Source organism: Mangrovimonas futianensis, assembly GCF_021245805.1.
In the GTDB taxonomy this organism is placed as follows: Bacteria; Bacteroidota; Bacteroidia; order Flavobacteriales; family Flavobacteriaceae; genus Mangrovimonas; species Mangrovimonas futianensis.
Map to the genome: position 1 here is coordinate 15,259 of NZ_JAJJNF010000008.1, position 25,055 is coordinate 40,313.

A 25,055-nucleotide genomic window follows, 5' to 3' on the forward strand; every position below is an offset into this window, starting at 1 on the left:
TAAATTTAGATGGTATTTGAACTACCTAAAGTTGTATTTTTCCAACTCACCATTTGAATTGATCAATTCAATTCTCAACGGCTCATAGGGAGATCTATTTTTTATGATTTCTTGAACATCGTCTACATCTTTTACTTTTTCATTATTGATACTTATTATGATGTTTCCTTCATTGACATTATTTGCTCTAAGGTATTTAGCATAGGCTTCTCCTAATTGAGCAATTTTCACACCATTTGAAACACCATATTTTTTTAACTCGCTTGCATTGGCGTTTTTCAGTACCCCGAACTGTGGAATCGTAAAAGATTGATTTCTTACTAAGGTAGCCTGAATCGTTTTTAAATTATCATCCCTCAAGATCGTTACTTGCACATCATCTCCTGGTCTTTTGGTATTCAAATAACCACTTAAGTCAGAAAATTTAGTGATATCTATGTTGTCAATTTTCTTAATAATGTCTCCAGATCGTATGCCTGCTTTATCTGCACCAGAACCTTCTTCAACACTATCTACATAGAATCCTTGGGTTTCATTGATGCTTAATTTTTCAGAAATAGCATTATTTAGCGCACCTCCAGTAACACCAAGGACACCATTTTGTACGTTTCCGAATTCAATAATATCCTCAACTACTTTTCTTGCGATATTACTTGGAACTGCAAAGGAATATCCTATATATGAACCAGTCTGGGAAGATATAGCTGTGTTAATTCCAATCAATTCACCTCTGGAATTTACCAAAGCGCCACCTGAATTACCTGGATTTACTGCGGCATCGGTTTGAATAAAGGATTGATTAAATTTTCCGCCAGACAAATCTCTGGATTTGGCACTTATAATTCCAGCAGTGACAGTAGAAGTTAAATTGAATGGGTTCCCAACGGCTAATACCCATTCTCCAATTTTAGCTTGATCACTATCTCCAAATGTAGAGTATGGTAAATCTTCTTCAGGATTGATTTTAATAAGAGCAATATCAGTGCGACTATCAGTTCCAATCAATTCGGCATCATAAGTTTTATTATCATTAAGAGTAACTGTAAGTTTGTTTGCTCCATCAATCACGTGATTATTAGTAATGATATAACCGTCTGGTGAAATAATGACACCGGAACCTGAACCTACTTGAGGTCTTTGGGCAGAACGACCAAAGATTAAATCTTGAAAAGTGATTCTATCAGAAGTGCCAAAAGAAGTGTTCATGACGTGAACTACAGAATGAACCGTATTTTCAGCGGCATTTGTAAAATCAATGGCATTTTCAGGAAAATAATTTGCATTCGAATGGCTTACGGGGATGGCATAATTTGAGGAGTCTTGTGTCTTTGAAAAAGCAGGTTGCTCCTTTTCGATAAATAATTTGTAACTGGCCAAGGTAATGGCTCCACCTAAAACCGATACTAGTACTAACGATATTATTTTTTTCATGGGGAAAAAGGTTTTTGGTTTATAATTAATTTATTAACGTTTAAAATTACCTCTTTATTGAAATTTGCTAAATTCTTTTAACGATTTTTAACGTGCCCTTTAACGGGTGTTTAACAGCTATAAAAGCCAGCTAATATTTCTATATTTGCATTTCTTATGAAAATGACATTTTACAAATATCAAGGAACTGGGAACGACTTTGTCATGATTGACAATCGGCAACAAGATTTTGACAAAACCAACACCAAATTGGTGGCTCATTTATGTGATAGACGATTTGGTATTGGGGCAGATGGGTTAATCCTTTTGGAGAATCATGAAACGTATGATTTTAGAATGGTCTATTACAATTCCGATGGTAATGAAAGTTCCATGTGTGGAAATGGGGGTAGGTGTTTGGTGGCATTTGCCAATTTTTTAGGTGTCATTAAAAGTAAGGCTACTTTTGAAGCGGTAGATGGTTTACATCATGCCACTATAGAAAATGGTTTGGTTCATCTCCAAATGTTGGATGTGAAAGATATTGAAAATCACAAGGACTATATGTTTCTCAATACAGGATCTCCGCATCATGTGCAAATCCAAGATAATCTGGAAAATTTCAATATAAAATCGGAAGGAGCAAAAATAAGATATGGGCAACCTTATGGACAAAAGGGAACTAATGTCAATTTTGTATCTCAAATTGATGATAACACTTTTAAAGTAAGAACCTATGAGCGGGGGGTTGAGGATGAGACTCTATCTTGTGGTACAGGTGTAACAGCGGTGGCCATTGCAATGCATTCTTTGGGACTAGCCCAAAACACTCTAATTCATTTGAATGTAGAAGGGGGTAAGCTAAGAGTGTCTTTTGACAAAAAGGGAGATATTTATGAAAATGTTTGGTTAATTGGACCAGCAGAACAAGTTTTTAAAGGAGAATTCCTATGCTAACTTTGAAAGGAGATCAAGTTTACCTTAGGGCTCTTGAGCCTGAAGACTTAGAATTCATTTATGAAATTGAAAATGATGAGACAGTTTGGGAGGTAAGTTTAACGCAAACACCCTATTCCAGATATCTTATAAAGCAGTATTTAGAAAATGCACATAAAGATATATATGAAGTCAAACAATTAAGACTTGTGATTTGTCTACATTCTAGTGAAACTGTTGGGCTTATAGATTTATTTGATTTCGATGTTCAAAACAAACGAGCAGGCGTGGGGATATTGATAAACAGCCAAGAGCAGCGTTATAAAGGTTTTGGTAAAGAGGCATTACAACTTATTGTGAAATATTGTAAAAAACACTTAGGACTGCATCAATTATATTGTAACATTGCTGAAAATAATAAACCTAGTTTGAAGCTATTTCAAAACCAAGGATTTGAAATAGTAGGTCTTAAAAAAGACTGGAATCTTGTTCAGGGGGCATTTAAAAATGAATATTTATTACAACACATACTTTAACTCATGTATTTTAAAAAGATTCTTTGGGCTATAGCCATAATTGGATTGATCGTTGCTGCTATTTTTGCAAGTTATATTTATGGTGTAATGCTTAAATCAAATACAGCCTTTAACAATAAAGAGGCTTTTATTTATATTTCTACCGGGGCCAATTATCAAGATGTTAGAGAAGAATTAAAACCACTTTTAAAGGATATTGATAAGTTTGATGCTCTGGCTTCTCAAAAAAGGTATAATACAAATATTAAAGCAGGTAAGTACAAGATTTCTAAGGGAATGAATAATAATGATATTATAAATTCCATAAGAAGTAACAATCAGCCTATTACAGTTTCATTTAATAACCAAGAGTCTTTGGGTAAACTAGCCGGAAGAATATCGAATCAAATTGAAGCAGATAGCTTAGAACTTTTTCAGGCTATGTCCGATAGTAATTTCCTGAATCAAAAAGGGTTTAGTAAGGAAACAGCTCTAGCCATGTATATTCCCAATAGCTATGAATTCTTTTGGAATACAAGTGCCGTAGAGTTTAGAGATAGGATGCTAAAAGAATACCAACGGTTTTGGAACAACGATAGAAAGAACAAGGCTTTGGCAGTAGGGTTAGACCTAAATGAAGTGATGACTTTGGCCTCCATTGTTCATGAAGAATCCAAACAAGCTTCAGAGCAGCCAAGAATAGCTGGTGTTTATTTAAATAGATTGAAGATAGGAATGCCTCTGCAGGCGGATCCAACATTAAAATTTGCTGCCTACCAACTTCCAGAATATGAAGGAACCGTTATTAAAAGAGTTCTTAACAAACATAAAGAAATTAACTCTCCATATAATACCTATATGAATGCTGGGTTGCCACCAGGGCCTATAGCGATGCCAGATATTTCTGCTATCAATGCGGTATTAAATCCAGAAAAGCATAGCTATTTATATTTTGCTGCGGATGCTCAAAAAATAGGTTTTCATAAATTTGCGAAAACCTTGACGCAACACAATGTCAATGCCAGGGAGTATCAAAAATATTTGTCATCTCAAGGGATAAACAAATAATTTTTGATGAAGGGTTTTACATATGGACTGCTTTTCTTCCTAAGCATTTGTTCCTATGGACAAAACCGTGTGAATAGATTTCTAAAACCTAGTGATACACTAAACATTCCTAGGAGGAATGCCGTCATAATTTCGGAAGCCTCTATAGGAGCAATCAGTTTGGTTGGGTTGCACCAATTATGGTACAAAGATTATCCGCAATCAAAATTCCATACCATTAATGATCTTGATGAATGGTTGCAAATGGATAAAATGGGGCATACTTACACTTCTTACCAGATGGGTAGGATGGGAGCAGAGCTTTTAGAATGGAGTGGTGTGCGCAAGAAGGACCAATTAATTTACGGTGCCACTTTGGGTTTAGTGTTTTTAACTACGGTAGAGGTATTTGATGGTTTTTCAAAAGAATGGGGCTTCTCATGGAGCGATATGGCATCAAATGCCATAGGTACAGGTATTTATGTTGGGCAAGAACTTTTATGGGGGGAGCAGCGTATCAGTTTGAAATATTCTTTCCATAGAACAGAGTTTGCACCAATGCGACCAGACAAATTGGGAGATGGATTTATGGAGGAGTTTTTAAAAGATTACAACGGTCAAACTTATTGGTTAAGTTTCAATTTGCATTCCTTTTTTGACGATACTAGAATTCCAAAGTGGTTAAATTTGGCTATTGGGTATGGTGCTGAGGGCATGTTGACCGGTAAAAATGAAACGTTAAATGGGCAATTTCCAGATCAAAATAGGTACCGTCAGGTCTATTTAAGTCTTGATTTGGACCTAACCAAAATAGACACTAAGTCTCATATTTTGAGGTCTTTATTTAGTGTATTTAACACTGTAAAAGTGCCATTTCCAGCTATGGAGTTCAACGGAGAAAACGGCATAAAACTCCACGGAATCTATTTTTAAAAACAGTTAATCGATTAATTTTCATAAAATAAAAAATAATCATACCTTTGCACGCTGAAATTTTCAGGTGGTTTTAAGTCATTAAAATTGCCAAAAAAATTGAAACGTTATGAGAAATATTGGAAGTTACATTGCCCCGTCGCTTACAATATGTTTACTATTGTTAGTTTCGTTCTCAAAAATCAGAACGATAAAGCCGATTAAGGATTCTTCCCAAGATATTGCAATGGTATCTTCGAGAGCTATAGAATCCCAGCCCGTTGGAAGTTTAGTCTTGCCAACTATCGAGCCCCACGTTACCTATACGCCAACTTTAGGGAAAACGTTTGTTGGATTCAAGGAAGCCGTTGGTTTTAAAGAGTCTCGCGGTAATTATTTTATTGTGAACTCTTACGGTTACTTAGGAAAATACCAATTCGGTGAAGGAACACTCAAATTAATAGGTATTTATAATCCAAATGAATTTCTTAAAAACCCAGAACTGCAGGAAAAGGCATTTATAGCCAATGCAGAACGAAATAAATGGATTTTAAGAAAGGATATTAAAAGGTTTAATGGTATGGTGGTAAATGGTGTTACGGTTACAGAATCTGGTATTTTGGCCGCAGCTCACCTAGCTGGTCCCGGAAACGTTAAGAAATATCTGAGAAGTTATGGTTCAAATAATTTTGCAGATGCTTTCGGAACTTCAATAAGCTACTATATGAAAAGGTTTTCAGGTTATGACACTTCAGAAATCATTCCCAATAAGAAGGCCAAAGTGAAAAGAACTATTTAGTAGAATTTAGTTTTTATGTATAACAAATAGTGCAGGTCTTTTATGAAGGTCTGCGCTATTTTTTTTCCATTGACTTATCGGTTGTGTCTTAATAAATTCGGTAGGCAAGGTAATATCGCATGCCACACATAAAAGTGTGCTATCATGTAAGGTTTGACACAAATCCTCTAGCATTTTATTGTTTCTATAAGGCGTTTCTATAAAAGCTTGTGTTTGGTTGTGCCTTTCTGATAGTTGCTCCAACCGCTTTATTTCTTTTTTTCTTTCAGATTTGTCAATAGGTAGGTAGCCATTAAAAGCAAAGCTTTGTCCGTTCATTCCAGAAGCCATAATAGCCATAAGAATGGAAGAAGGACCAACTAAAGGTACTACTTGTATGTTTTGTTGATGCGCCAGCCCCACTATTTCAGCGCCCGGATCTGCCACACCAGGACATCCTGCTTCAGAAATGAGTCCGATGTTTTTTCCTTTTTTGATATCATCAAGATAGGCAGGTAGATCGGTTGGATCGGTATGTTTGTTGAGAGGAAAAAGCTTAAGTGTTGCTTGTTTTTTGTCTGGGCATATGCTTTTAATAAATCTTCGCGCCGTTTTTTCGTTTTCTACAATGTAGATATCAATGGCGTCGATGGCATTTTTTACAGTTATAGGCAAAACATCCATGGGATTTGATTCACCCATGGTGGTAGGAATGAGATAAAGTTTTCCAGTTGGTAGACTCATTATTTTTTTATTAGCTTTTTGCTGATTTTAGATTCGTCGTTTAAAATGACCTCTGCAAGATAAAAACCAGACGGCAATTCTTCTGTGGAAATTTCAACAAAAGTAGTGTTTGAAACCTGTGTTTTTACAATAGGCTTTCCAAAAAGATTAAAAACCCTTACCTCTGATATATAGTTTGTTTGGTTTTCGAATACTATATTCAATTTATTTTGAACGGGATTTGGAAAAAACTTTAGATTTTTGAGTTGATTTTCATCAACTGAAAGACTCGCATCAATAATTTTATAAATAGCACCTGATTGTTTTCCAGCAATATAGAGTTCACCATTGAAGTCTTCTCCAAAACTGCTCCATCCATTTCCTGAAAAGGGTTCTGTGAAGGTCATATTCCAAACGCCATCTTCCTCTATTAAAATTCCAATTTCCCCACTGCAATAATCTGCAAAAAAGTACCAACCATTTAAGCCGGTTTGTTCGCTGCCACGATGTATGTAACCTCCCGTTATTGAACATTTAAACAAACCGCTATCAGTATGGGTGTACTCTGCTAAGGGGAAAGTAAGGTCTTCTGAATTATTAGGGCATTCTCCCGTAGTATTATATTCTGAAGTTCCTTCATAGCATCGCCATCCATAGTTGATTTCGGGCGTTACAGAAGACACGTTATTTATTTCCTCAATTTCATTTTGACCCACATCAGCAATCCATAAATCTCCATTTTCCAAGTCAAAAGAAAAACGCCAAGGGTTTCTGAGGCCAATAGCCCAGATTTCGTCCAGTGCATTGGGATTCCCAACAAATGGATTGTCTGCAGGAAGGCTGTAGGGATTGCCGTTGTCAATATCTAATCTTAAAACCTTTCCTAAGAACTCGTTAAGATCTTGCGCTCTATCACCTGGATCTCCTCCAGAGCCAACGTCTCCAGTAGGGATGTATAAGTACCCATCTGGACCAAATGCCAAATCGCCACCATTATGATTGGTGAAGGGTTGATCTAAGGTTAAAATAATATTTTCTGAATCCAAATCAGCTAGGTCAGGATTGGTCTCATTGGTTGTAAATCTGGAAATGACGGTGTCCCCTGAGGAGTTTGTGTAATTAACAAAGAAATATCCGTTTGCTGTGTAATTAGGGTGAAAGGCCAAACCTAGAAGTCCTCTTTCACCGCCACCAGAAATCTGGGAGGATATATCTAAAAAGGGCGTGGTGTTAACAATTCCATTTTCCTGTATGATTTGAATGGTTCCGCCTTGTTCAACAACAAATAGTCTATCGTCAAAAGCATTTCTGATAGCAACTGGATCGTCAAATCCATTGGACACCAATTCCAATTCAATTTCTTGGGGAAATAAGAATTGCAATGAAAAGAGTAAAAGAATTGAAGGTAGATGTGATTTCATAGCTAACAATTTGATTGTTAGTCTACAAATTACAAAAAATAAGAAATAAGGTAAAAGTTATCTGACTAGGTTAGTTTATTGGCAATAATAGAACATGCTTCGTCAAGCATTTTATAAACATTTTCAAATCCTTGCGCACCGCCATAATAGGGATCTGGAACATCATGATTTTGATTGGGATAAATTTCATTCAAAATCATTTTAACTTTTTCTAAATCTTCTTTGCTTCTGGCTAGTTTATTGACGTTTTCAAAATTGGATTGGTCCATGACGTAGATAAAATCAAATTCATCAAAATCACGAGTTGAAAATTGACGTCCACTAAGATGGGAGATATTCAAACCGTATTTTCTAGCGACTTCCACAGATCTTCTATCAGGTGGGTCACCTATATGGTAGCCACTAGTTCCAGCCGAGTCTACAACAAAATCTTCGTAAGGCAATTTGGATCTCAAAATACCTTCAGCCAATGGAGACCTGCAAATATTCCCTAAACAAACCATTAAAATTTTATTGGGTTCTGTAGCCAAAATTTTGAGAAATTATACGGATAATTTTTTTGTTAAATCCTCTACGTATTTTCTGAATTGCTTGTCGGTTGAGGTTAAATTATCAACAGTTTTACAAGCATGAAGAACCGTAGCATGATCGCGTTTTCCTATTTGGGACCCAATACTTGCAAGTGAAGCTTTTGTGAATTTCTTGGCAAAGAACATAGCTAGTTGTCTGGCTTGAACAATATGTCTCTTTCTTGTTTTGGATTGCAGGGTGTCTATATCCATTTGGAAATAGTCTGAAACTACTTTTTGGATGTAGTCAATAGAAACTTCACGCTTGGTGTTCTTAACAAATTTTTCAACAACTTGCTTTGCCAAATCCAAAGTCACCTCTTTTCTGTTGAAGGAGGATTGTGCAATTAATGAAATAATGGCACCTTCTAATTCTCTAATATTAGACTTGATATGTTTTGCAACGTACTCTATAATGTCTTCTGGCATTTCCACACCATCCCTATAAAGCTTATTTTTTAAAATGGAGATACGCGTTTCAAAATCTGGGCTTTGCAGTTCTGCTGATAAACCCCATTTGAATCGGGACAATAACCTTTGTTCAATATCTTGCATGTCAACAGGAGCTTTGTCACTAGTTAAAATAACTTGTTTTCCGTTTTGATGCAGGTGATTGAAAATATGGAAGAAAACATCTTGAGTTCCAGATTTACCAGATAGAAATTGTACATCGTCAATAATCAGTACATCAATGATTTGGTAAAAATGGATAAAGTCATTTCTATTGTTCTTCTTTACCGCTTCAATATATTGTTGGGTGAATTTTTCGGCAGAAATATATAATACCGTTTTTTCAGGGTATTTGTCCTTGATTTCCACACCAATAGCATGTGCTAAGTGGGTTTTGCCCAAACCAACACCTCCAAATACCAATAACGGATTGAAAGATGTTCCTCCTGGTTTAGCTGCTACAGCCATACCAGCACTTCTTGCCAATCTATTGGAATCACCCTCCAAGAAATTCTCAAAATTATAGTTTGGATTCAGTTGGGATTCAATCTTAACATTTCGAATGCCAGGAATTACAAATGGATTTTTTAACTCCGGATTTTTATTGTTAAGAGGAATATCAACATCTTGTGATTTTAAAGCAGTTCTATGTGAACTTGGAATCTTTTCTGTAAAAGGTTGTTTGTTGCCATAGGTGTTTTCCATTTTGATTATATAAACCAATTTGGCTTTGTCACCAAGTTCTTTTGTAAGGGCAACTTTTAATAACTTAACATAGTGTTCTTCCAACCACTCGTAGAAGAATTTACTAGGAACCTGAATACTTAACGAGTTGTCCGTTAACTTAACTGCTTTAATCGGTTCAAACCATGTTTTATATGCTTGCGGTTGTATGTTATCCTTAATAAATTCCAGACAGTTATTCCATACCGATTGCGCAGTTACATTCATTCTTATTACTAAAATTTTTTCTTAGTTAGTTACAGATATTGTTGATTGAGAAAGGTTTTCCCAGCTGACTTATAGCTCGACAAATATGTGAACAAAATTCTAAAAAAAAAAACCTGTAGGGGTTGAATTTTTAGATTTTTTTTCTCATGTTTAAAACCTTTCCTAAACTACAAAAAAATATTTAATTCGTCCTATGATAATCGATGAAATACAAATTAGAGTGAGATATGGTGAAACCGACCAAATGGGAGTGGTACATCACGGAAATTTTGACCTTTACATGGAAATGGGGCGAACTGAATGGCTTCGGAAACTAGGGCTTTCTTATAAGGAAATGGAAGATCAAAATGTGATGTTGCCGGTCATTTCAATGAATCTAAACTTTAAGAAATCAGCTTATTACGATGAGGTTATTAAAGTAAAGACTTATCTTAAAAAACTTCCTTCCGTTAAGATTGAATTTGATTATGAAATTTATAATGAAAAGGAGGAACTTTTGGTCACTTCAAATACGGTTTTGGCATTTTTGGATAAACAATCAAGACGACCTATGAAATGTCCAGATCATATCCTTGAAAAAATGAAAGTAGCATTTAAATCTTAGTCTAGTTCTTTAATGTCTATTTCAAATAAATGATCAAACTGTTCAAAAATTGCTGGAACATCTTTTAGTCTGACTGAAATTGTTATTTCGCAATCCAACTCCATTTTTTGATTGGTTACATCTAGGTTTTTCTCTTTGATAATTCTCATGACTGTATTAATGTTTTTATAGTCACAATGAATCAAAAACAATTTATTAATAGTTCTTGTTACAATATCGGCAACCTCCAATGCCATTTGAGCTGTGGTTTTATAGGCGTTAATTAATCCGCCAACCCCCAATTTGACCCCTCCAAAATACCTGACGACAATTATAAGGATGTTCGTTACCTCAAATGATTGAATTTGACCATAAATAGGCATTCCTGCAGAATTATTTGGTTCTCCATCATCATTGGCTCTAAATTGGATATTGGGTTCCTCGGTTCCTAGTTGGTAAGCATAGCACCAATGTCTAGCGGCATGATGGTCCTTTTTAACTTGTTCCAATAATGTTTTTATTTCTTCTTCAGAAGAAACAGGAAATGCATAACCAAAAAACTTACTATTCTTGTCTTTAAAAAGAACTTCTTCGGTGGGTTTTAAAATGGTATTGTAGGTATCTTTCATTTAGGCCAAAGTTACCAATAAGATAGAAATTATGGCAAGTGAAATACCAATCCAATTTTTTTTTGAGAGATCTTCTTTGAATAATAGGAGTGCTGATAAGGTTGAAAGCATGACAACTCCTACATTATTAATGGTAAATAGGGTAGAGCTTTCAAAGGTCTCATGATTTAGTGCCTTTAAGAGAAAATAAATAGAGCCATAATTAATAACACCTAGAATAAGTCCGCTAAATAAGTTTCTCAATGTAAAGCGCCATTGATTTTTTATCAACAAGTAAATAAAGCCAAGGCTTCCAGCAATAAAGAAAATGGTAGCCGAAAACATTGGGATTCCGTTTTCTGGAACATAATAGGTTTCTAAATATTTAATGGAAGTATCTATGATACCCGATCCTAGAAACAATATGAAAGGAAGGTTTAAGCTCCTTTTAGATTTTAAGTTGGTGTTCTTTTTCACCGATGTCCAATAAACTGCAAAAAGAGCGAGGATGATTCCTGAAATTTTTTGTTTGCCCGTACCTTCGTTATAAACGATAATACCAAAAATAACGGGAATGATAACGCTCATTTTTGAGGCTACTGATGCCACAGAAACACCGTGGGTTTGGGCAGTTCTCGCCATGACAAAAAATATAGAAATAAATAGGAAGCCTAAGAATAGAGCGCCTAAAAACCAATCAGACTGAATAGTATTTTTAATAGTTATGGGCTGAGTGTTCAAAATCATACCTAGTCCACAAGCGGTCACATAGTTAATGACGATGGTATGAAGGGTGCTTATTTGTAACCGATCTATTGTTTTAAAAACAATAAATATTAGGGTCGAACAAAGAATGCTTAACAGTAGATACATTAAAACAAATGTTGATTAATGTGGAATAAGTCAATAACATCTTCTTTTCCAGGAAGGATGTTCCAAGAATGAATTCCAACTTTTGATGCACTTTGGGTGTTTTCCTCGGTGTCATCAACAAAAAAGCATGTTTCTGGCGTTAAATTATTTTGCTCCAAAACGAACTCATATATATCTTCATTAGGTTTTCTTAATTGGATTTCATGGGACAGGTAAAATTGATCAAACTGCTCTTTAAATTCTGGGTAGAAGCTAACATTGTTTTCTATCCAATTAATGTGCATATCATTAGTGTTACTTAATAATATTAATTGGTAATCTCCTTTAGTTTTGAGTTCTTTAAGGAAGTCCAATCTATATTTTGGGAAGTCAAGGAGGATGGAGTTCCATATTTCTTGTAAGGTATCTTGGCTAATATTTGGGAACCACGATTGATAGGATGACAGTAATTGAGCTGTAGTGGCTTGACCTATTTCATAGCGAATATTGAGATCTGTCATTTCTTGAGTTAAATTGGTCACTCCCAATTTAGCTAGCCCATCATTCGTTGCTTTTTTATTAAGGTTAATGAAAACGTCTCCGAAATCAAAAATCAATGTTTTAATCATTGTTGAAAATCTTTAAAGTATCTCCCAAAATCTTGTGTTCCGAAATTAAACTTCCAGTAAATTGAGGTGCCAATGTACCATTTACAAAAGAATTTTGACCGATGAATATTCTAGCTTCATCCCAAAGACCTTCATCTAAAAACATTTGTAAGGTCTTACTGCCTCCTTCTATGATGATAGATTGAATTTCTTTTTGGAATAATAGTTGAGCTAATTGCTCAATAGGTTTTTTATTAAAGTCAATGTCTTTGTCAGACACTATAATTGTGTTGGCTTCATTATTAAAGATATCAAATGACTTTTCAAGGCTGTTAAACTTGTCCAAAACAACCCTTATGGGATTTAATCCCTTCCAATCTCTGGCTGTTAAACTCGGGTTATCTTCAATAACAGTATTGTAACCTACTAGAATGGCATGTTCCTCAGTTCGCCATTTGTGCACTAATTGTCTGGAGTATGAGTTGGTAATCCAAACAGGTTTTTTTTCATCCTTTTCGCTTGGAGATAGGAATCCATCGGCACTTTGCGCCCATTTTAATATAATATAAGGTCTTTGCTTGTTATGAAAAGTAAAAAAGCGTTTGTGGTGTTCTTGACATTCTTTTTCCAAAACACCAACAACCACATCACAGCCAGCACGCATCAATTTTTCAATGCCCTTTCCAGCAACTTTACTATGTGTGTCAATGGTGCCAATGACCACTTGGGGAATTCCTTTATCAATAATCAAATCACTACACGGTGGCGTTTTTCCAAAATGACTACAGGGCTCTAAAGTGACATATAATGTAGATTCTTTAAGTAAGGATTCATCTTTTACTGAATTGATAGCATTCACTTCGGCATGGGGACCTCCAAAAGGACTTGTAAATCCTTTACCTATTACTTGGTCGTTCCTTACAATGACGCATCCCACCATAGGGTTTGGCCGTGTGGTGCCTAAACCATTTTTGGCTATTTCAATGCACCTATTTATGTATTTTTCGTGTATCTTCATCCCCAATTTGTGAAGGTAAAAATACTATTTTAAAGTGAGTGACAACAACATTCTTATTAGGGAAATAGAACCTCAGGATAATGCTCAAATGGAACAAGTTATAAGAGCAGCATTTCCAGAGTTTGACATACCATTAACTGGAACAGCTTATGAAGATGTAGAAACCACTCAAATGTATGAGTCTTACCAAGGTGAGAGAGAGGTGTATTTTGTGTTGGTGGATGGAGATAAGGTTCTGGGTGGTGCAGGAATCAAACAATTGAAGAATTTTGATTTGTCTATTTGCGAACTTCAAAAAATGTACTTTTTACCAGAAGCAAGAGGAAAGGGATTGGGAAAGAAATTATTTCAGAAATGTTTGGATCAGGCTAAGGCTTTTGGTTTTGAGAAATGTTATTTGGAATCGGCTTCTCAGCTCAAGGCGGCTATTCATATTTATGAATTGTATGGATTTAAACATTTGGAGGGACCATTAGGTGGAACAGGGCATTATTCATGTGGCATTTGGATGATTAAGGAGTTATGATTTTAAAGGAAATCCAACAAAAATTCCATCAAGAATTGGATGCTATATTTGGTTCAGAGGAAGTAGAAAGCTTCTTTTTTTTGGTGCTTGACCACTATTTAAATAAAAGAAGAATTGATCTAGCCTTAAATCCAGAGCTTGAAGTTTCAATTGAGGAGAATCAGAAATTTGAGGATGTTTTAGAAAGGTTGAAATTGGAAGAGCCCATACAATATATATTGGGTGAGACTGAATTTTACGGATTGACTTTTCATGTTAATAAATTTACTTTAATTCCGCGACCTGAAACAGAGGAATTGGTTAATTGGATTCAAGAGGATTTAAAAAACAGGAAGGATCCATTAAAAATATTGGATATAGGAACAGGGTCAGGCTGCATTCCGGTTTCTTTGGCTAAAAATTTTACAAATGCCGAAGTCTTTGCTCTGGATATTTCACAAGAAGCTTTAGAGGTTGCTAAAAAAAATGCACAGAATAATTCTGCCAAAGTCCATTTTTTAAGAGGCGACATTCTCAATTATGAATCCTTGTTACAAGATGGTAGATTGATAAGAGAGTTTGATGTCATTGTTTCCAATCCACCATATGTTAGGAATTTGGAAAAGCACGAAATAAAGAACAATGTGTTGGAGTTTGAACCTCATCTGGCCTTATTTGTTGAGGATGATGACCCGTTGGTGTTTTATAGAAAGATTGCCCAATTTGCTGTTGAAAACTTAAAAGAAGGTGGCTCTCTTTATTTTGAAATTAATCAATACCTTGGAGAGGAAATGGAGAGTTTAATGACTCAATTTCAATTTCGTGAAATAGAATTGAAACAAGATATGTTTGGGAATCAAAGAATGATAAAGGGATTAAAATAAGAATGGAAATAAAAAAGAAAATCGACCAATTAAGAGAGGAGTTACGTCAGCATAATTATAACTATTATGTGCTAGATCAACCCACAATCAGTGATTTTGATTTCGATATGAAATTGAAGGAGTTACAAGATTTGGAAGCGCAATATCCTGAGTTTTATGATGCCAATTCACCTTCACAAAGGGTTGGTGGTGAGGTGACCAAAAATTTTCAAACGGTTGCTCATGAAAGCCGCATGTATTCTTTGGATAATTCCTATTCCAAAGAAGATTTAGAGGACTGGGAAAAGCGAATCATGAAGCTGGTTGATGGTCAAATTGAATATACATGCGAGCTTAAATATGATGGCGCTTCTATGAATATGACGTATGAAAATGGTAGATTGGTAAGAGCTGTAACACGAGGAGATGGATTCCAAGGTGATGATGTAACGGCCAATGTAAAAACCATCAAATCTGTTCCTTTACAGTTGCGAGGAGATTATCCAGATAAGTTTGAAATTCGTGGTGAAATTATTTTGCCTATAGAAGGGTTTCGGAAAATGAATGAGGAGCGAGTTGAATTAGGAGAGGAACCTTACAGAAATCCCAGAAATACCGCATCAGGCAGTTTAAAATTGCAGGATAGCGCTGAGGTTGCCAAACGACCCTTGGAATGTTTGTTATATAGTTTAAAAGGAGATCAACTTGGGGTAGATAATCAATTTGACAGCCTTGAAAAAGCGAGACAATGGGGTTTTAAGGTTCCCAAAGAAGCTAAATTGGCAAAGTCAACTGACGAGGTGCTGGACTATATTAATTATTGGGCTGAGCACCGATTTGAGCTACCTTATGAAATTGATGGTGTTGTAATTAAGGTTAACAATTTCTATCAACAAGAGGAACTGGGATATACTGCCAAAGCGCCAAGGTGGGCCATGGCATACAAATTTAAAGCAGAACAAGTTTCTACAAGATTAAATAGTATTTCTTATCAGGTTGGAAGAACAGGAGCTATAACTCCGGTGGCCAATTTGGAACCTGTTGAGTTGGCTGGAACGACTGTAAAAAGAGCCTCGTTGCACAATGCTGATCAAATTGCAAAATTGGACGTACGAGTAGGAGATGAGGTATTTGTTGAAAAAGGAGGTGAAATCATACCGAAGATTATTGCTGTAGATTTTGATAAGCGTCCAGAAAATTCTGAATTAACACTATACATTACTCATTGTCCAGAGTGTGGTACAGAATTGGTGAGAAAGGAAGGAGAAGCGCAACACTATTGTCCAAACTATAATGGTTGTAAACCTCAAATCATTGGACGAATTCAGCATTTCATTTCAAGAAAGGCCATGGATATTGAAGGATTGGGAGGAGAAACCGTTGCCTTACTTGTAAATGCTGGTTTAATAGAGAATTATTCAGATTTATATGAACTTACTGTAGAGCAAGTCATTCCATTAGAACGGATGGCACAAAAAAGTGCCGAAAATCTAGTTAAAGGTATTGAAGCTTCTAAACAAATACCCTTTGAAAGAGTCCTATATGCTTTAGGTATAAGATATGTTGGTGAAACGGTCGCAAAGAAATTGGCAAAGCATTACAAAAGTGTAGATAATTTATCAAACGCCTCTCAGGATGATTTGGTAAATGTTGATGAGATTGGAGTAAAAATTGCCGAAAGTGTTATAGAGTTTTTTGATTCCGAAGAAAATAACCATATCATTGAAAGATTAAAAGGTTTTGGAGTTCAATTGGAAATGTCCTCTGAGTCTTTAGCGAATCAAACCAATTTATTGGAAGGTCAAATTTTTGTAGTTTCCGGTGTCTTTGAACAAGTAAGTAGGACAGAATTAAAAAAGCTGATAGAAGACAATGGGGGGAAAGTGTCCTCCTCTATTTCGTCCAAAACAAATTATGTGGTTGCCGGTGATAAAATGGGACCAAGTAAAAGAGAGAAAGCAGAAAAATTAGGTGTTACTATATTGAATGAAAATGAATTCTTACAAAAAGTTCGATAAAAAACATTAATAATCGACAAAATATCTTTTTTTATCGATTAATTACATTTTTTGTATATATTTGTTTTTGCTAACCAAAGAGCTTTATGAACAGATCAAATATTTTAGGAGGTTTGATATTCATTTTGTTACTGCTATTTATTTTTTTAGAAATAAATCAGCAGGAGTTTTGGGCGCTTTCTATTAAGTCTTTTATAGTACCTGTTATAACTTTTGCTTATTTATCTCACCCAGTAAAAAAATCGAAATATTTCACCAGGTTTTTAGTCCTTTACACTATTTCAGAATTGACAGGGGCCTTTGAGTTTTTGATAGCTTCTGATGTGATTTATGATGTGTATTATTATGTTGGGAATCTTCTATATTTTGCCGCTTATAGTTTGCTATTGTATGATATTTATAGAGGTATTAACCTTAAAGAAGTCTTTCGAACCTACAAGGCTCATCTTATAGTTTTATCTCTTTTAAACGTCTATATTATTTATACACTTATAAATATTGCTTTCCCTATGAGCAGTTTAGTTGATGCTCCAAAATCTAATTTGTATAAATTGGTATTGGAGTTCGGCCTCAATTTAGTGGTATTATTACTACTGACATTTTCACTAATTGGCTATTTATACAAGGATAACAAAAAGGCACTTTTGTTATTTTTTGGTTCCCTATCCATTGTATTCTCTGAGGTAATTATAATCGCATATTATTACATTTCTGAAAAAAATGTATTAAATATTGCTTCGACTATTTTGTTCACTATGGCATTTCTTTTTTACTACAAATATTCCTTAACTCCTGATGAGGATCGAAGTATTTTTGCAGTCAAATCTTAATTAAAGACAGCAATAAACGTTCTTTTTATTGCTATTAAATCAAGTAAATAGTCTTTTTCTTACTTTATAATTAAAAAATTAACATTTTATTCGGTAAAGTGTATTTTTAATAGGATGAAATAACATATATTTGTAGCGCCCACTTATACTAACCTACTATGAATGAATGGCTAAAGATTAGTTATAATAGAATCTTTGTATGTGTTCTATTTGTGCTTATCGTTGCGAATGTTGTAGCTACAATAAGCGAAAATGAAATTCTTTTAAAAATTACTAAACCCTTATTTGTTCCGGTGTTTTTGATGTATTATCTTATCAAGAACAAACATATAGGTACTGCCTTTGTCGCATTTTTACTTACCTCTTTTTTAGGAGACTTTTCATCCATTTTTATTTCCGATGGGAACCTTCATAAATTATCTAACTTATTTTACTTCATTAGTTATCTGAGTTTGTTAATCTTAATCTCAACTAAGATTAAAAAAATAACCATAGACAAAGTGATAGGTCTTTATTTTGTATTAGTGGTTTCAATCAACAGCTATTTTCTCTATGAGCTATTTGGAATTTTAAGGATTCAAATTCCAGATCAAGTAGAACTTGGTTTTTTTGTGGCTAAAAGTTTAGCTCTTTTATTGTTGGCATTTACCTCTTTCGTGGTTTACTTGAACTCAGATTCAAAACCATCCATCATATTTTTAATGGCGGCCATTTGCTTTGGATTTGCAGATATATTGTATTATGTGAGTAACTATTATATATATAGTTGGAGTTTTGTTATGCTTGATAGGGTTTTACATGTATTTGGCCTGTTCTTTCTGTTTAACTATATGATTGGTTTCAATCGGAAATTGAAGAAAGATATTGTGGAGGCTAGGTTGCAAACTACATCATCACAAACCCGAGACCCTTTTCTGGAAAAGTCCTATTTAGACCACTATTGATTTACCTTCGGCAATTTTATTTTTGTCTGAATCAAAATAGAAATCTATTTTACCCAAATTAATACCGTAACAACCCACTTGGTTTACCAACATGTTTTGGTCTTCTATGTTTTTAACAACCGTTGGTTTAGGCAGGAAGGTATGAGTGTGTCCGCCAATAATTAAATCTATATTTTTGGTTTTTTTGGCAACCGTAAGATCACTAGGAATGAAATCATGGTTGTAATGATATCCTAAGTGAGATAAGCAAATAACAAGGTCGCATTTTTCATTTTCCTTTAAAACACGGCTCATTTCTTGAGCAGTTTCTATAGGGTCTAAATATTCGGTTTCTTTGTACATGGCCTTGTCTACCAATCCTTCCAGCTTGATTCCTAACCCAAAGACACCTATTTTAATACCTTCTTTTACAAAAACTTGATAAGGTTTGACATGGGTATCCATAATCGTGTTTTTGAAATTGTAATTGGCAGATAAGAATTGAAAGCTCGCATGAGGGAGTTGAGCATATAGTCCATCAATACCGTTGTCAAAATCATGATTCCCTATAGTGGCTGCATCATATTTCATTTTGCTCATAAGCTTAAATTCCAATTCGCCACCATAATAGTTAAAATAGGGAGTTCCCTGAAAGATATCACCGGCATCCAGAAGTAAAGTATTGGGATTTTCCTTTCTAATGGTATCTATCAGACTGGCTCTTCGGGCTACGCCTCCTTTATTAGGATTTTGTCCGTCTTCTGGCCCAAAGGGATCAATATGGCTATGAACATCATTGGTGTGTAATATGGTGATTTTAGTCGTTTTTTGACCTAGACTAAAAGATTGTAAACCCAAACTTCCAAGGGAAATAAAAGCTGTTGCAGCCGTAGCTCTATTTAAAAAATCTCTTCTTTTCATATCCTATCCTTATTTTTCCAATTGAATAAATCGATCATCAACAACTGGAGCAATGGTGTCCGTTTTAATGAAATAATCTAGTAAAACATTTCTTATTTTATAGTCCATAGAATATACCGTATCATTTGGCTTAAAGAAATCCATGCCATCACCTCCATTGTAGAGGTAGTCATTTGTTGCCACATAATAGGTTTTGGCATCTTCAATAGGCTCCCCATGAATGGATGCCTTCTTTAAACCACCTTCTTTGTCTAATACCAATTTTAGCCCAGAAATAGGATGCGCTCGATGTCTCGAGACCAAGTACTCAACCAGTTTGTTCACCTGACTTCCCTTAAGGGATATGACTACAACCTTGTTTTCAAAAGGCATGATTTCGTATGCGGTTCTTGTAGTAATATTTCCCTTGGAAATATGGGACCTTATCCCCCCATGATTGAACATGACCAAATCAATATTTTTTCCAGTTCTTTTATTAAAGATGGGGTTTGTTTGTTCTAATATGGCATCGGCAAATAGATTGCCTATGGCTGTATTTAAATCACCATCTTTTTTAGTGTAGGTTTCCTTAGAGTAACTTAGAACACTATCCAATTCCTTATTTAAATGTTCCCTGTAAGGTTTGATATAATCTTCAATTTCAGGATTAGCTTCAAGGGAATCTGAAATGGGAATTAATACACCTTCAATTTTGACCAATTGTTGTTTTTCCTGTTTGCAAGAAGCTAAAACGGTGATAGCCAAAAGGAGAGAGAAAAGCTTTAGTTTCATAACTAAACTTGTATAATTTAATAATCAATTGAAAGGACTTTTATTACCTTTGCAGCAAAAATCGTAAAGTTAGAATGATTTTAAAGGGATTTAAAGAAAAATCTATTAAAAAACAGTTAAATACTTTTTTAAATCAGCCCCGAGACGGGTTTGATAATAAGAAGGTGGAAAGCTTAGGAATCATTCTCAATGCTGATGAAACGATAGGGTTTGAATTGTTGAAATCTATTGGTGAAACCATTAATGTTAGGCCAAACAATATAAAGGTGGTAGCTTTTACCCAAGAATCAAGTGAAAAGACATTTTCTTGGAATGATTGTTTCAACCCCAAGGATTTTGATTGGAAAGGGCAGATTGTCAATCCAGAAATGGATCTGTTTCTCAAAAAGGAATTTGACCTTTTGATAAGCTATTATACACAAGATGTTTTAGAATTAAAGTATATGACGGCTTTTTCCAAAGCCAAATTAAAAGTGGGAGTTTTTGAGTCTGACCCTAGACTCAATGATTTGATCATCAAAACTAACACTAAGGATGTGGAAATATTTAAAAGTGAATTATATAAATACCTAAAGGTTTTAAATAAATTAAGTAATGAATAATAAATTTGAAGGAACTGGAGTTGCATTAGTAACGCCTTTCAACGAAGACCTAACTGTAGATTATACGGCGCTAGAAAAAATAGTTGACTATAATATAGAGAACGGTACAGATTATTTGGTAATTAGCGGAACCACTGGTGAGAGTGTGACTATTACATCTGATGAAAAGGAAAAAATAATTGGAACCATAGTAAAAGTAAATGAAGGTAGAGTACCTCTTGTATTAGGTATAGGAGGGAACAACACATTAAAGGTGATTGAAGAAATAAAGCAAACAGATTTATCTGGAATTGATGCTATTTTATCTGTTTCACCTTATTATAGTAAACCAACTCAAGAAGGAATTTACCAACACTTCAAAGCCATATCTGAAGCTTGTCCAATAGATATTATTTTGTATAATGTACCGGGAAGAACAGCTTCAAACATGCTTCCTGAAACAACCTTAAGGTTGGCAAAAGATTTTAAAAACATTGTGGCCGTTAAAGAGGCTGGGAATAATGTTGGACAATATCTTCAATTAATTAAAAACAAACCAGAGGATTTTATGATCATATCTGGAGATGATGATTTGGCTCTAGGAGTAGTATTGGCTGGAGGATCTGGAGTTATTTCGGTAATTGGACAAGCATTTCCAAAGGAGTTTTCAAAAATGATTCGTTTAGGTTTGGAAGGAGCTGCCAAAGACGCTTACCAAATTCATTTTAAATTAATGGATGTTACAGGTTATATTTTTTCTGAAAATAACCCTGCTGGAATCAAGGCCGTTTTGTCTGGTTTAGGTTTGTGTTTGCCAACTGTTAGATTGCCATTGGTGGAAGCTACTGATAGTCTTAAATCAAAAATTAACGAATACATCAAAAACTTCTAAAAAGTTAAAATATACTTAAACCTTAAGAGGGGAGGTAATCATCGGTTATTTTAGCCTTGGAAAAATATTTTTTAAATCCATATTAAAAACCTAATTTTGCCTCCTGTTTTAAAATGATGAAGAAACTTTTTTACATACTTATAACGTTCACAATTCTAAGCTCTTGTAGCCCATACCAAAAAGCTCTAAAATCAGAAGATGTTGCATTCAAATATCAGTTGGGTGAAGAATTGTATAATCGTGGTAAGTATTCTAAGGCCAATAAATTATTTGAACAAATCGTGCCAAGTTACCGTGGTAAGCCTCAAGCAGAAAAGCTAACTTACTTAAACTCCATGGCTTATTACAATATGGAGGATTATTACTTGGCTAGTTATCATTTAGATAGGTTTTCTTCGTCTTATCCTAGAAGTGAGAAAACGGAAGAAGTTCAATTTCTAAGTGCTAAAAGTTTGTACATGCTTTCTCCAGTTTATTCTAAAGATCAAACTGAAACTAAAGAAGCCTTAGACAAGCTGCAATTATTTATCAATACCCATCCTGATTCTGAATATTTGCCAGAAGCCAACAAATTGGTGCAGGAGTTGGATTATAAATTAGAGAAAAAAGCCTTTGAAATAGCAAAGCAATACAATCAAATAGCTGGATATACAAGAGATTATGATGCTCCTATTAAGGCATTTGAAAATTTTATTTTAGATTTCCCTGGATCAAGCTTTAGAGAAGAAGCTTTGTACTACAGATTTGATTCTGCTTATCATTTAGCAATCAATAGTATTGAGTATAAAAAGCAAGAGCGTATCGAGGAAGCGATTAATTTTTACAACTCTTTTAAAAAGTCATATGGCGAATCTGAGCTTTTGGAATCTGCAGACCAAATGAAAGAGGAATTACAAACCGAGCTACAAAAGTATACTACAAAAAGTTAAATTAATGAAGATGGATTTAAAGAAAATCAAAGCGCCAGTTTCTACGGTAACTTATGATAGAAATCAAATAGATGAACAAACAGATAACATCTATGAATCGATTTCTATTATTTCAAGAAGAGCAGAGCAGATTAATTCTGAAATTAAAAAGGAATTGATAGAAAAGCTGGAAGAATTTGCTACTTACAATGACAGTTTAGAAGAAATCTTCGAAAACAAAGAGCAAATTGAAGTATCAAAGTTCTATGAGAAATTGCCTAAACCTTATGCATTAGCCATTCAAGAATGGTTAGATGATAAGATCTATTTTAGAAACACAGAGGACGACTCTAAAGTATAATATTACCTATGTCAGTATTAAGCGGCAAAAAAATACTTCTTGGCGTAAGTGCCGGTATTGCCGCTTATAAAACTGCGTCTTTGGTAAGGCTTTTTATCAAGGTAGGAGCCGAGGTAAAAGTGATTATTACACCCAATGCCAAAGATTTTGTTACCCCTTTAACACTTTCAACTTTATCTAAAAATCCAGTTCATTCTTCTTTCTATAATGAGGAAGATGAAAATGCGATTTGGAACAACCATGTTGATTATGGTCTTTGGGCCGATTTTATGGTTGTCGCTCCTGCCACCGCCAATACCTTATCAAAAATGGCTAATGGGGTTTGCGACAATTTGTTATTGGCTGTATATCTTTCTGCAAAGTGCCCCGTATATTTCGCTCCTGCAATGGATTTGGATATGTACAAACATCCCTCTACAGACAAATCCTTTAGAACGTTAAAAGCTTTTGGGAATATTATGATTCCTGCAGATACTGGAGAGCTGGCAAGTGGCTTGGTAGGAGAAGGAAGAATGGCGGATCCGGAGGACATTATTTCGTTCATTGAACAAGATATAATAAGTAAACTACCTCTAAAAAATAAAAAGGTTCTTATAACAGCAGGACCTACCTATGAGGCTATAGATCCAGTAAGATTCATAGGGAACCACTCCAGTGGAAAAATGGGATTTGAATTGGCTGAATGCGCTGCTTCTCTGGGAGCAGAAGTTATTCTGGTTACGGGTCCCACTTATCTTTCTACCAATAATAATAGGATTGCTGTACATCGGATAGTAAGTGCGGAGGAGATGTATCACAAGGTGCATGAATTTTATGAAACATGTGATATTGCTATTTGTTCTGCTGCTGTTTCAGACTACCGACCAAAAGTGGTGGCAGATAAAAAAATAAAAAAGGAGCAAGAAACGTTACATATAGAGTTGGTGAAGAACAAGGATATCTTGGCTTCTTTAGGGAAAATAAAGAAACAACAATTCTTAGTTGGATTTGCATTAGAGACCAATAATGAAATAGAAAATGCAAAGGAGAAACTGAAAAGAAAAAATTTAAATTTAATTGTCTTAAATTCGTTAAACGATCAAGGTGCAGGATTTAAAACACCAACTAATAAAATCACCTTAATTGACGCTCAGGAAAACTTTAAGGCTTTTGAATTGAAGTCTAAAGCTGAGGTAGCAAATGATATTTTTAATGAAATTGTGATGCATTTAAATGAATAAAATTCTTTTATATTTTTTATTGTTTGTTGGAATTCAGTCGTTTTCCCAAGAATTGAACTGTAATTTAGTTATTAATGCGCAACAAACTGGAAATGAAAATTTCCAAGTTTTTACGACGCTTGAAAAGCAACTAACGGAATTTGTGAATAATACCACTTGGACTAACAAGGTGTTTAAACCACAAGAGCGCATCAATTGTAGTATGGTTATCACCATTACCAATAAAAGTGGCGACTTGTACAATGGTAGTATTCAGGTTCAATCTACAAGACCAGTTTTTGGTTCTACTTACAGCACACCTGTTTATAACGTTAATGATAAGAACTTTTCGTTTAGATATCAGGAATTCCAAAACATGGTGTTTAACCCCAATCAATTTCAGTCCAATTTGATATCTGTTATAGCATTTCATGTTTATATGATTTTAGGTGTAGATGCCGATACATTTGTCTTACAAGGCGGCGAGGCTTATTTTCAACAAGCTAGAACCATTGTGAATTACTCACAGCAAGAAGGGTTTTCTGGATGGAAATTGGAAGATGGGTTGCAAACACGATTTGCTTTAATCGAGACCATTCAATCCCAAACTTATAAAGAGTATCGCCAAGTATTATATGATTATCATCGTGAGGGCATGGACCAGATGTATGAAGATGTAAAAGCTGCCAAGAAAAATGTGGCAGATGCCATTATAGAATTAGAGCCTATGAATAATAGAAGACCTAATTCTTACTTAATGCGAACCTTTTTTGATGCTAAAGCCGATGAGATAGAACAGGTTTTTTCTGATGGACCCAGCGTTGAAATCACTAAGTTAACTAGTGTGCTTAACAAAATTGCGCCTATCCATGCCGGTAAATGGCGTTCTATTAAATTTTAGT

28 protein-coding genes are annotated in these 25,055 nt (G+C 34.8%); 17 read left to right on the forward strand and 11 right to left on the reverse strand.

Going from position 1 to position 25,055, the window contains the following annotated elements; translation table 11 throughout:
* Window positions 1–21: 21 nt before the first annotated feature.
* A complete protein-coding gene (locus tag LOK78_RS13295) occupies window positions 22–1,431 on the reverse strand; it encodes a trypsin-like peptidase domain-containing protein (RefSeq protein WP_232635225.1) in 1,410 nt (469 codons plus the stop codon).
* Window positions 1,432–1,587: 156 nt separating this feature from the next.
* On the opposite strand from LOK78_RS13295, the gene dapF reads away from it, so the two are divergent.
* The 5 genes from dapF to LOK78_RS13320 all read left to right on the forward strand — a co-directional run bounded on the left by dapF (window position 1,588) and on the right by LOK78_RS13320 (window position 5,619).
* Window positions 1,588–2,367, forward strand: coding sequence for a diaminopimelate epimerase (dapF, locus tag LOK78_RS13300; protein ID WP_166959003.1), 780 nt, complete (start codon window positions 1,588–1,590; stop codon window positions 2,365–2,367).
* Entirely contained in the window at window positions 2,361–2,882 is a 522-nt protein-coding gene (locus tag LOK78_RS13305) for a GNAT family N-acetyltransferase (RefSeq protein ID WP_232635226.1), read from the forward strand. The genes dapF and LOK78_RS13305 overlap by 7 nt, the downstream gene beginning before the upstream one ends.
* Before the next feature lie 3 nt (window positions 2,883–2,885).
* Window positions 2,886–3,929 (forward strand): endolytic transglycosylase MltG, encoded by a 1,044-nt coding sequence (mltG, locus tag LOK78_RS13310; protein ID WP_232635227.1) that lies wholly within the window; start codon window positions 2,886–2,888, stop codon window positions 3,927–3,929.
* A gap of 6 nt (window positions 3,930–3,935) precedes the next feature.
* Window positions 3,936–4,841 carry a DUF2279 domain-containing protein gene (locus LOK78_RS13315; RefSeq protein WP_232635228.1) on the forward strand — a complete coding sequence of 302 codons (906 nt, stop codon included), beginning with the start codon at window positions 3,936–3,938 and terminating at the stop codon, window positions 4,839–4,841.
* A gap of 109 nt (window positions 4,842–4,950) precedes the next feature.
* Window positions 4,951–5,619, forward strand: coding sequence for a lysozyme family protein (locus LOK78_RS13320; protein ID WP_232405907.1), 669 nt, complete (start codon window positions 4,951–4,953; stop codon window positions 5,617–5,619).
* Window positions 5,620–5,625: 6 nt separating this feature from the next.
* Here the strand turns inward: LOK78_RS13320 and LOK78_RS13325 are convergent, their stop codons facing one another.
* The 4 genes from LOK78_RS13325 to dnaA all read right to left on the reverse strand — a co-directional run bounded on the left by LOK78_RS13325 (window position 5,626) and on the right by dnaA (window position 9,712).
* The gene (locus tag LOK78_RS13325) at window positions 5,626–6,342 is read right to left on the reverse strand and encodes an SAM-dependent methyltransferase (RefSeq protein ID WP_166958993.1); all 717 of its coding nucleotides are present in this window, start codon (window positions 6,340–6,342) and stop codon (window positions 5,626–5,628) included.
* Window positions 6,342–7,742 carry a PQQ-dependent sugar dehydrogenase gene (locus LOK78_RS13330; RefSeq protein ID WP_232635229.1) on the reverse strand — a complete coding sequence of 467 codons (1,401 nt, stop codon included), beginning with the start codon at window positions 7,740–7,742 and terminating at the stop codon, window positions 6,342–6,344. The genes LOK78_RS13325 and LOK78_RS13330 overlap by 1 nt, the downstream gene beginning before the upstream one ends.
* A 65-nt stretch (window positions 7,743–7,807) precedes the next feature.
* Window positions 7,808–8,245: a low molecular weight protein-tyrosine-phosphatase gene (locus tag LOK78_RS13335; protein ID WP_166959091.1), complete on the reverse strand. Its 438-nt coding sequence runs from the start codon at window positions 8,243–8,245 to the stop codon at window positions 7,808–7,810.
* Between the two features lie 39 nt (window positions 8,246–8,284).
* Window positions 8,285–9,712, reverse strand: a complete 1,428-nt coding sequence (gene dnaA / locus LOK78_RS13340) for a chromosomal replication initiator protein DnaA (RefSeq protein WP_053971878.1) — start codon at window positions 9,710–9,712, stop codon at window positions 8,285–8,287.
* Between the two features lie 193 nt (window positions 9,713–9,905).
* On the opposite strand from dnaA, the gene LOK78_RS13345 reads away from it, so the two are divergent.
* Window positions 9,906–10,316, forward strand: coding sequence for an acyl-CoA thioesterase (locus tag LOK78_RS13345; protein WP_232635230.1), 411 nt, complete (start codon window positions 9,906–9,908; stop codon window positions 10,314–10,316).
* Here LOK78_RS13345 and LOK78_RS13350 read toward each other — a convergent pair.
* Genes LOK78_RS13350 through ribD form a run of 4 tightly spaced genes read right to left on the reverse strand, consistent with a single transcriptional unit; the run spans window position 10,313 to window position 13,381 of the window.
* The gene (locus LOK78_RS13350; RefSeq protein WP_232635231.1) at window positions 10,313–10,924 is read right to left on the reverse strand and encodes an IMPACT family protein; all 612 of its coding nucleotides are present in this window, start codon (window positions 10,922–10,924) and stop codon (window positions 10,313–10,315) included. The two genes, LOK78_RS13345 and LOK78_RS13350, sit on opposite strands and share 4 nt — an antisense overlap.
* Window positions 10,925–11,776, reverse strand: a complete 852-nt coding sequence (locus LOK78_RS13355) for an EamA family transporter (RefSeq protein ID WP_232635232.1) — start codon at window positions 11,774–11,776, stop codon at window positions 10,925–10,927. It lies immediately after the preceding gene.
* A complete protein-coding gene (locus tag LOK78_RS13360; RefSeq protein WP_232395471.1) occupies window positions 11,776–12,384 on the reverse strand; it encodes an HAD family hydrolase in 609 nt (202 codons plus the stop codon). Before LOK78_RS13360 ends, LOK78_RS13355 begins: the two co-directional genes overlap by 1 nt.
* Entirely contained in the window at window positions 12,377–13,381 is a 1,005-nt protein-coding gene (gene ribD / locus LOK78_RS13365; protein ID WP_232635233.1) for a bifunctional diaminohydroxyphosphoribosylaminopyrimidine deaminase/5-amino-6-(5-phosphoribosylamino)uracil reductase RibD, read from the reverse strand. Before ribD ends, LOK78_RS13360 begins: the two co-directional genes overlap by 8 nt.
* Window positions 13,382–13,415: 34 nt before the next feature.
* Here ribD and LOK78_RS13370 point away from each other — a divergent pair, with 34 nt between their 5' ends.
* From LOK78_RS13370 to LOK78_RS13390, 5 genes are all read left to right on the forward strand, one after another.
* On the forward strand, window positions 13,416–13,907 hold the full coding sequence (locus LOK78_RS13370) for a GNAT family N-acetyltransferase (RefSeq protein ID WP_232635234.1): 492 nt from the start codon (window positions 13,416–13,418) through the stop codon (window positions 13,905–13,907).
* Complete coding sequence (gene prmC, locus LOK78_RS13375) at window positions 13,904–14,770, forward strand: peptide chain release factor N(5)-glutamine methyltransferase (RefSeq protein ID WP_232635235.1); 867 nt, start codon at window positions 13,904–13,906, stop codon at window positions 14,768–14,770. Before LOK78_RS13370 ends, prmC begins: the two co-directional genes overlap by 4 nt.
* Before the next feature lie 2 nt (window positions 14,771–14,772).
* Entirely contained in the window at window positions 14,773–16,767 is a 1,995-nt protein-coding gene (gene ligA / locus LOK78_RS13380; protein ID WP_232635236.1) for an NAD-dependent DNA ligase LigA, read from the forward strand.
* An 86-nt stretch (window positions 16,768–16,853) separates the two neighbouring features.
* Entirely contained in the window at window positions 16,854–17,597 is a 744-nt protein-coding gene (locus tag LOK78_RS13385; RefSeq protein WP_232635237.1) for a hypothetical protein, read from the forward strand.
* Between the two features lie 158 nt (window positions 17,598–17,755).
* Window positions 17,756–18,541, forward strand: coding sequence for a hypothetical protein (locus LOK78_RS13390; RefSeq protein ID WP_232635238.1), 786 nt, complete (start codon window positions 17,756–17,758; stop codon window positions 18,539–18,541).
* Here LOK78_RS13390 and LOK78_RS13395 read toward each other — a convergent pair.
* Window positions 18,527–19,441: a bifunctional metallophosphatase/5'-nucleotidase gene (locus LOK78_RS13395; RefSeq protein ID WP_232635239.1), complete on the reverse strand. Its 915-nt coding sequence runs from the start codon at window positions 19,439–19,441 to the stop codon at window positions 18,527–18,529. The two genes, LOK78_RS13390 and LOK78_RS13395, sit on opposite strands and share 15 nt — an antisense overlap.
* Before the next feature lie 9 nt (window positions 19,442–19,450).
* Window positions 19,451–20,212, reverse strand: a complete 762-nt coding sequence (locus tag LOK78_RS13400) for a 5'-nucleotidase C-terminal domain-containing protein (protein WP_232635240.1) — start codon at window positions 20,210–20,212, stop codon at window positions 19,451–19,453.
* Window positions 20,213–20,286: 74 nt separating this feature from the next.
* Here LOK78_RS13400 and LOK78_RS13405 point away from each other — a divergent pair, with 74 nt between their 5' ends.
* From LOK78_RS13405 to porD, 6 genes are all read left to right on the forward strand, one after another.
* Window positions 20,287–20,814 carry a DUF6913 domain-containing protein gene (locus LOK78_RS13405; protein ID WP_232395480.1) on the forward strand — a complete coding sequence of 176 codons (528 nt, stop codon included), beginning with the start codon at window positions 20,287–20,289 and terminating at the stop codon, window positions 20,812–20,814.
* Complete coding sequence (gene dapA / locus LOK78_RS13410) at window positions 20,807–21,685, forward strand: 4-hydroxy-tetrahydrodipicolinate synthase (RefSeq protein ID WP_232635241.1); 879 nt, start codon at window positions 20,807–20,809, stop codon at window positions 21,683–21,685. The genes LOK78_RS13405 and dapA overlap by 8 nt, the downstream gene beginning before the upstream one ends.
* Window positions 21,686–21,801: 116 nt before the next feature.
* Window positions 21,802–22,614 (forward strand): outer membrane protein assembly factor BamD, encoded by an 813-nt coding sequence (locus LOK78_RS13415; RefSeq protein ID WP_053971893.1) that lies wholly within the window; start codon window positions 21,802–21,804, stop codon window positions 22,612–22,614.
* Window positions 22,615–22,624: 10 nt separating this feature from the next.
* Window positions 22,625–22,954, forward strand: coding sequence for a DNA-directed RNA polymerase subunit omega (locus tag LOK78_RS13420; protein ID WP_053971894.1), 330 nt, complete (start codon window positions 22,625–22,627; stop codon window positions 22,952–22,954).
* 8 nt (window positions 22,955–22,962) lie between these two features.
* Window positions 22,963–24,174 (forward strand): bifunctional phosphopantothenoylcysteine decarboxylase/phosphopantothenate--cysteine ligase CoaBC, encoded by a 1,212-nt coding sequence (gene coaBC / locus LOK78_RS13425; protein ID WP_232635242.1) that lies wholly within the window; start codon window positions 22,963–22,965, stop codon window positions 24,172–24,174.
* Window positions 24,167–25,054 (forward strand): type IX secretion system protein PorD, encoded by an 888-nt coding sequence (gene porD, locus LOK78_RS13430; RefSeq protein WP_232635243.1) that lies wholly within the window; start codon window positions 24,167–24,169, stop codon window positions 25,052–25,054. Before coaBC ends, porD begins: the two co-directional genes overlap by 8 nt.
* Window position 25,055: the final 1 nt, after the last annotated feature.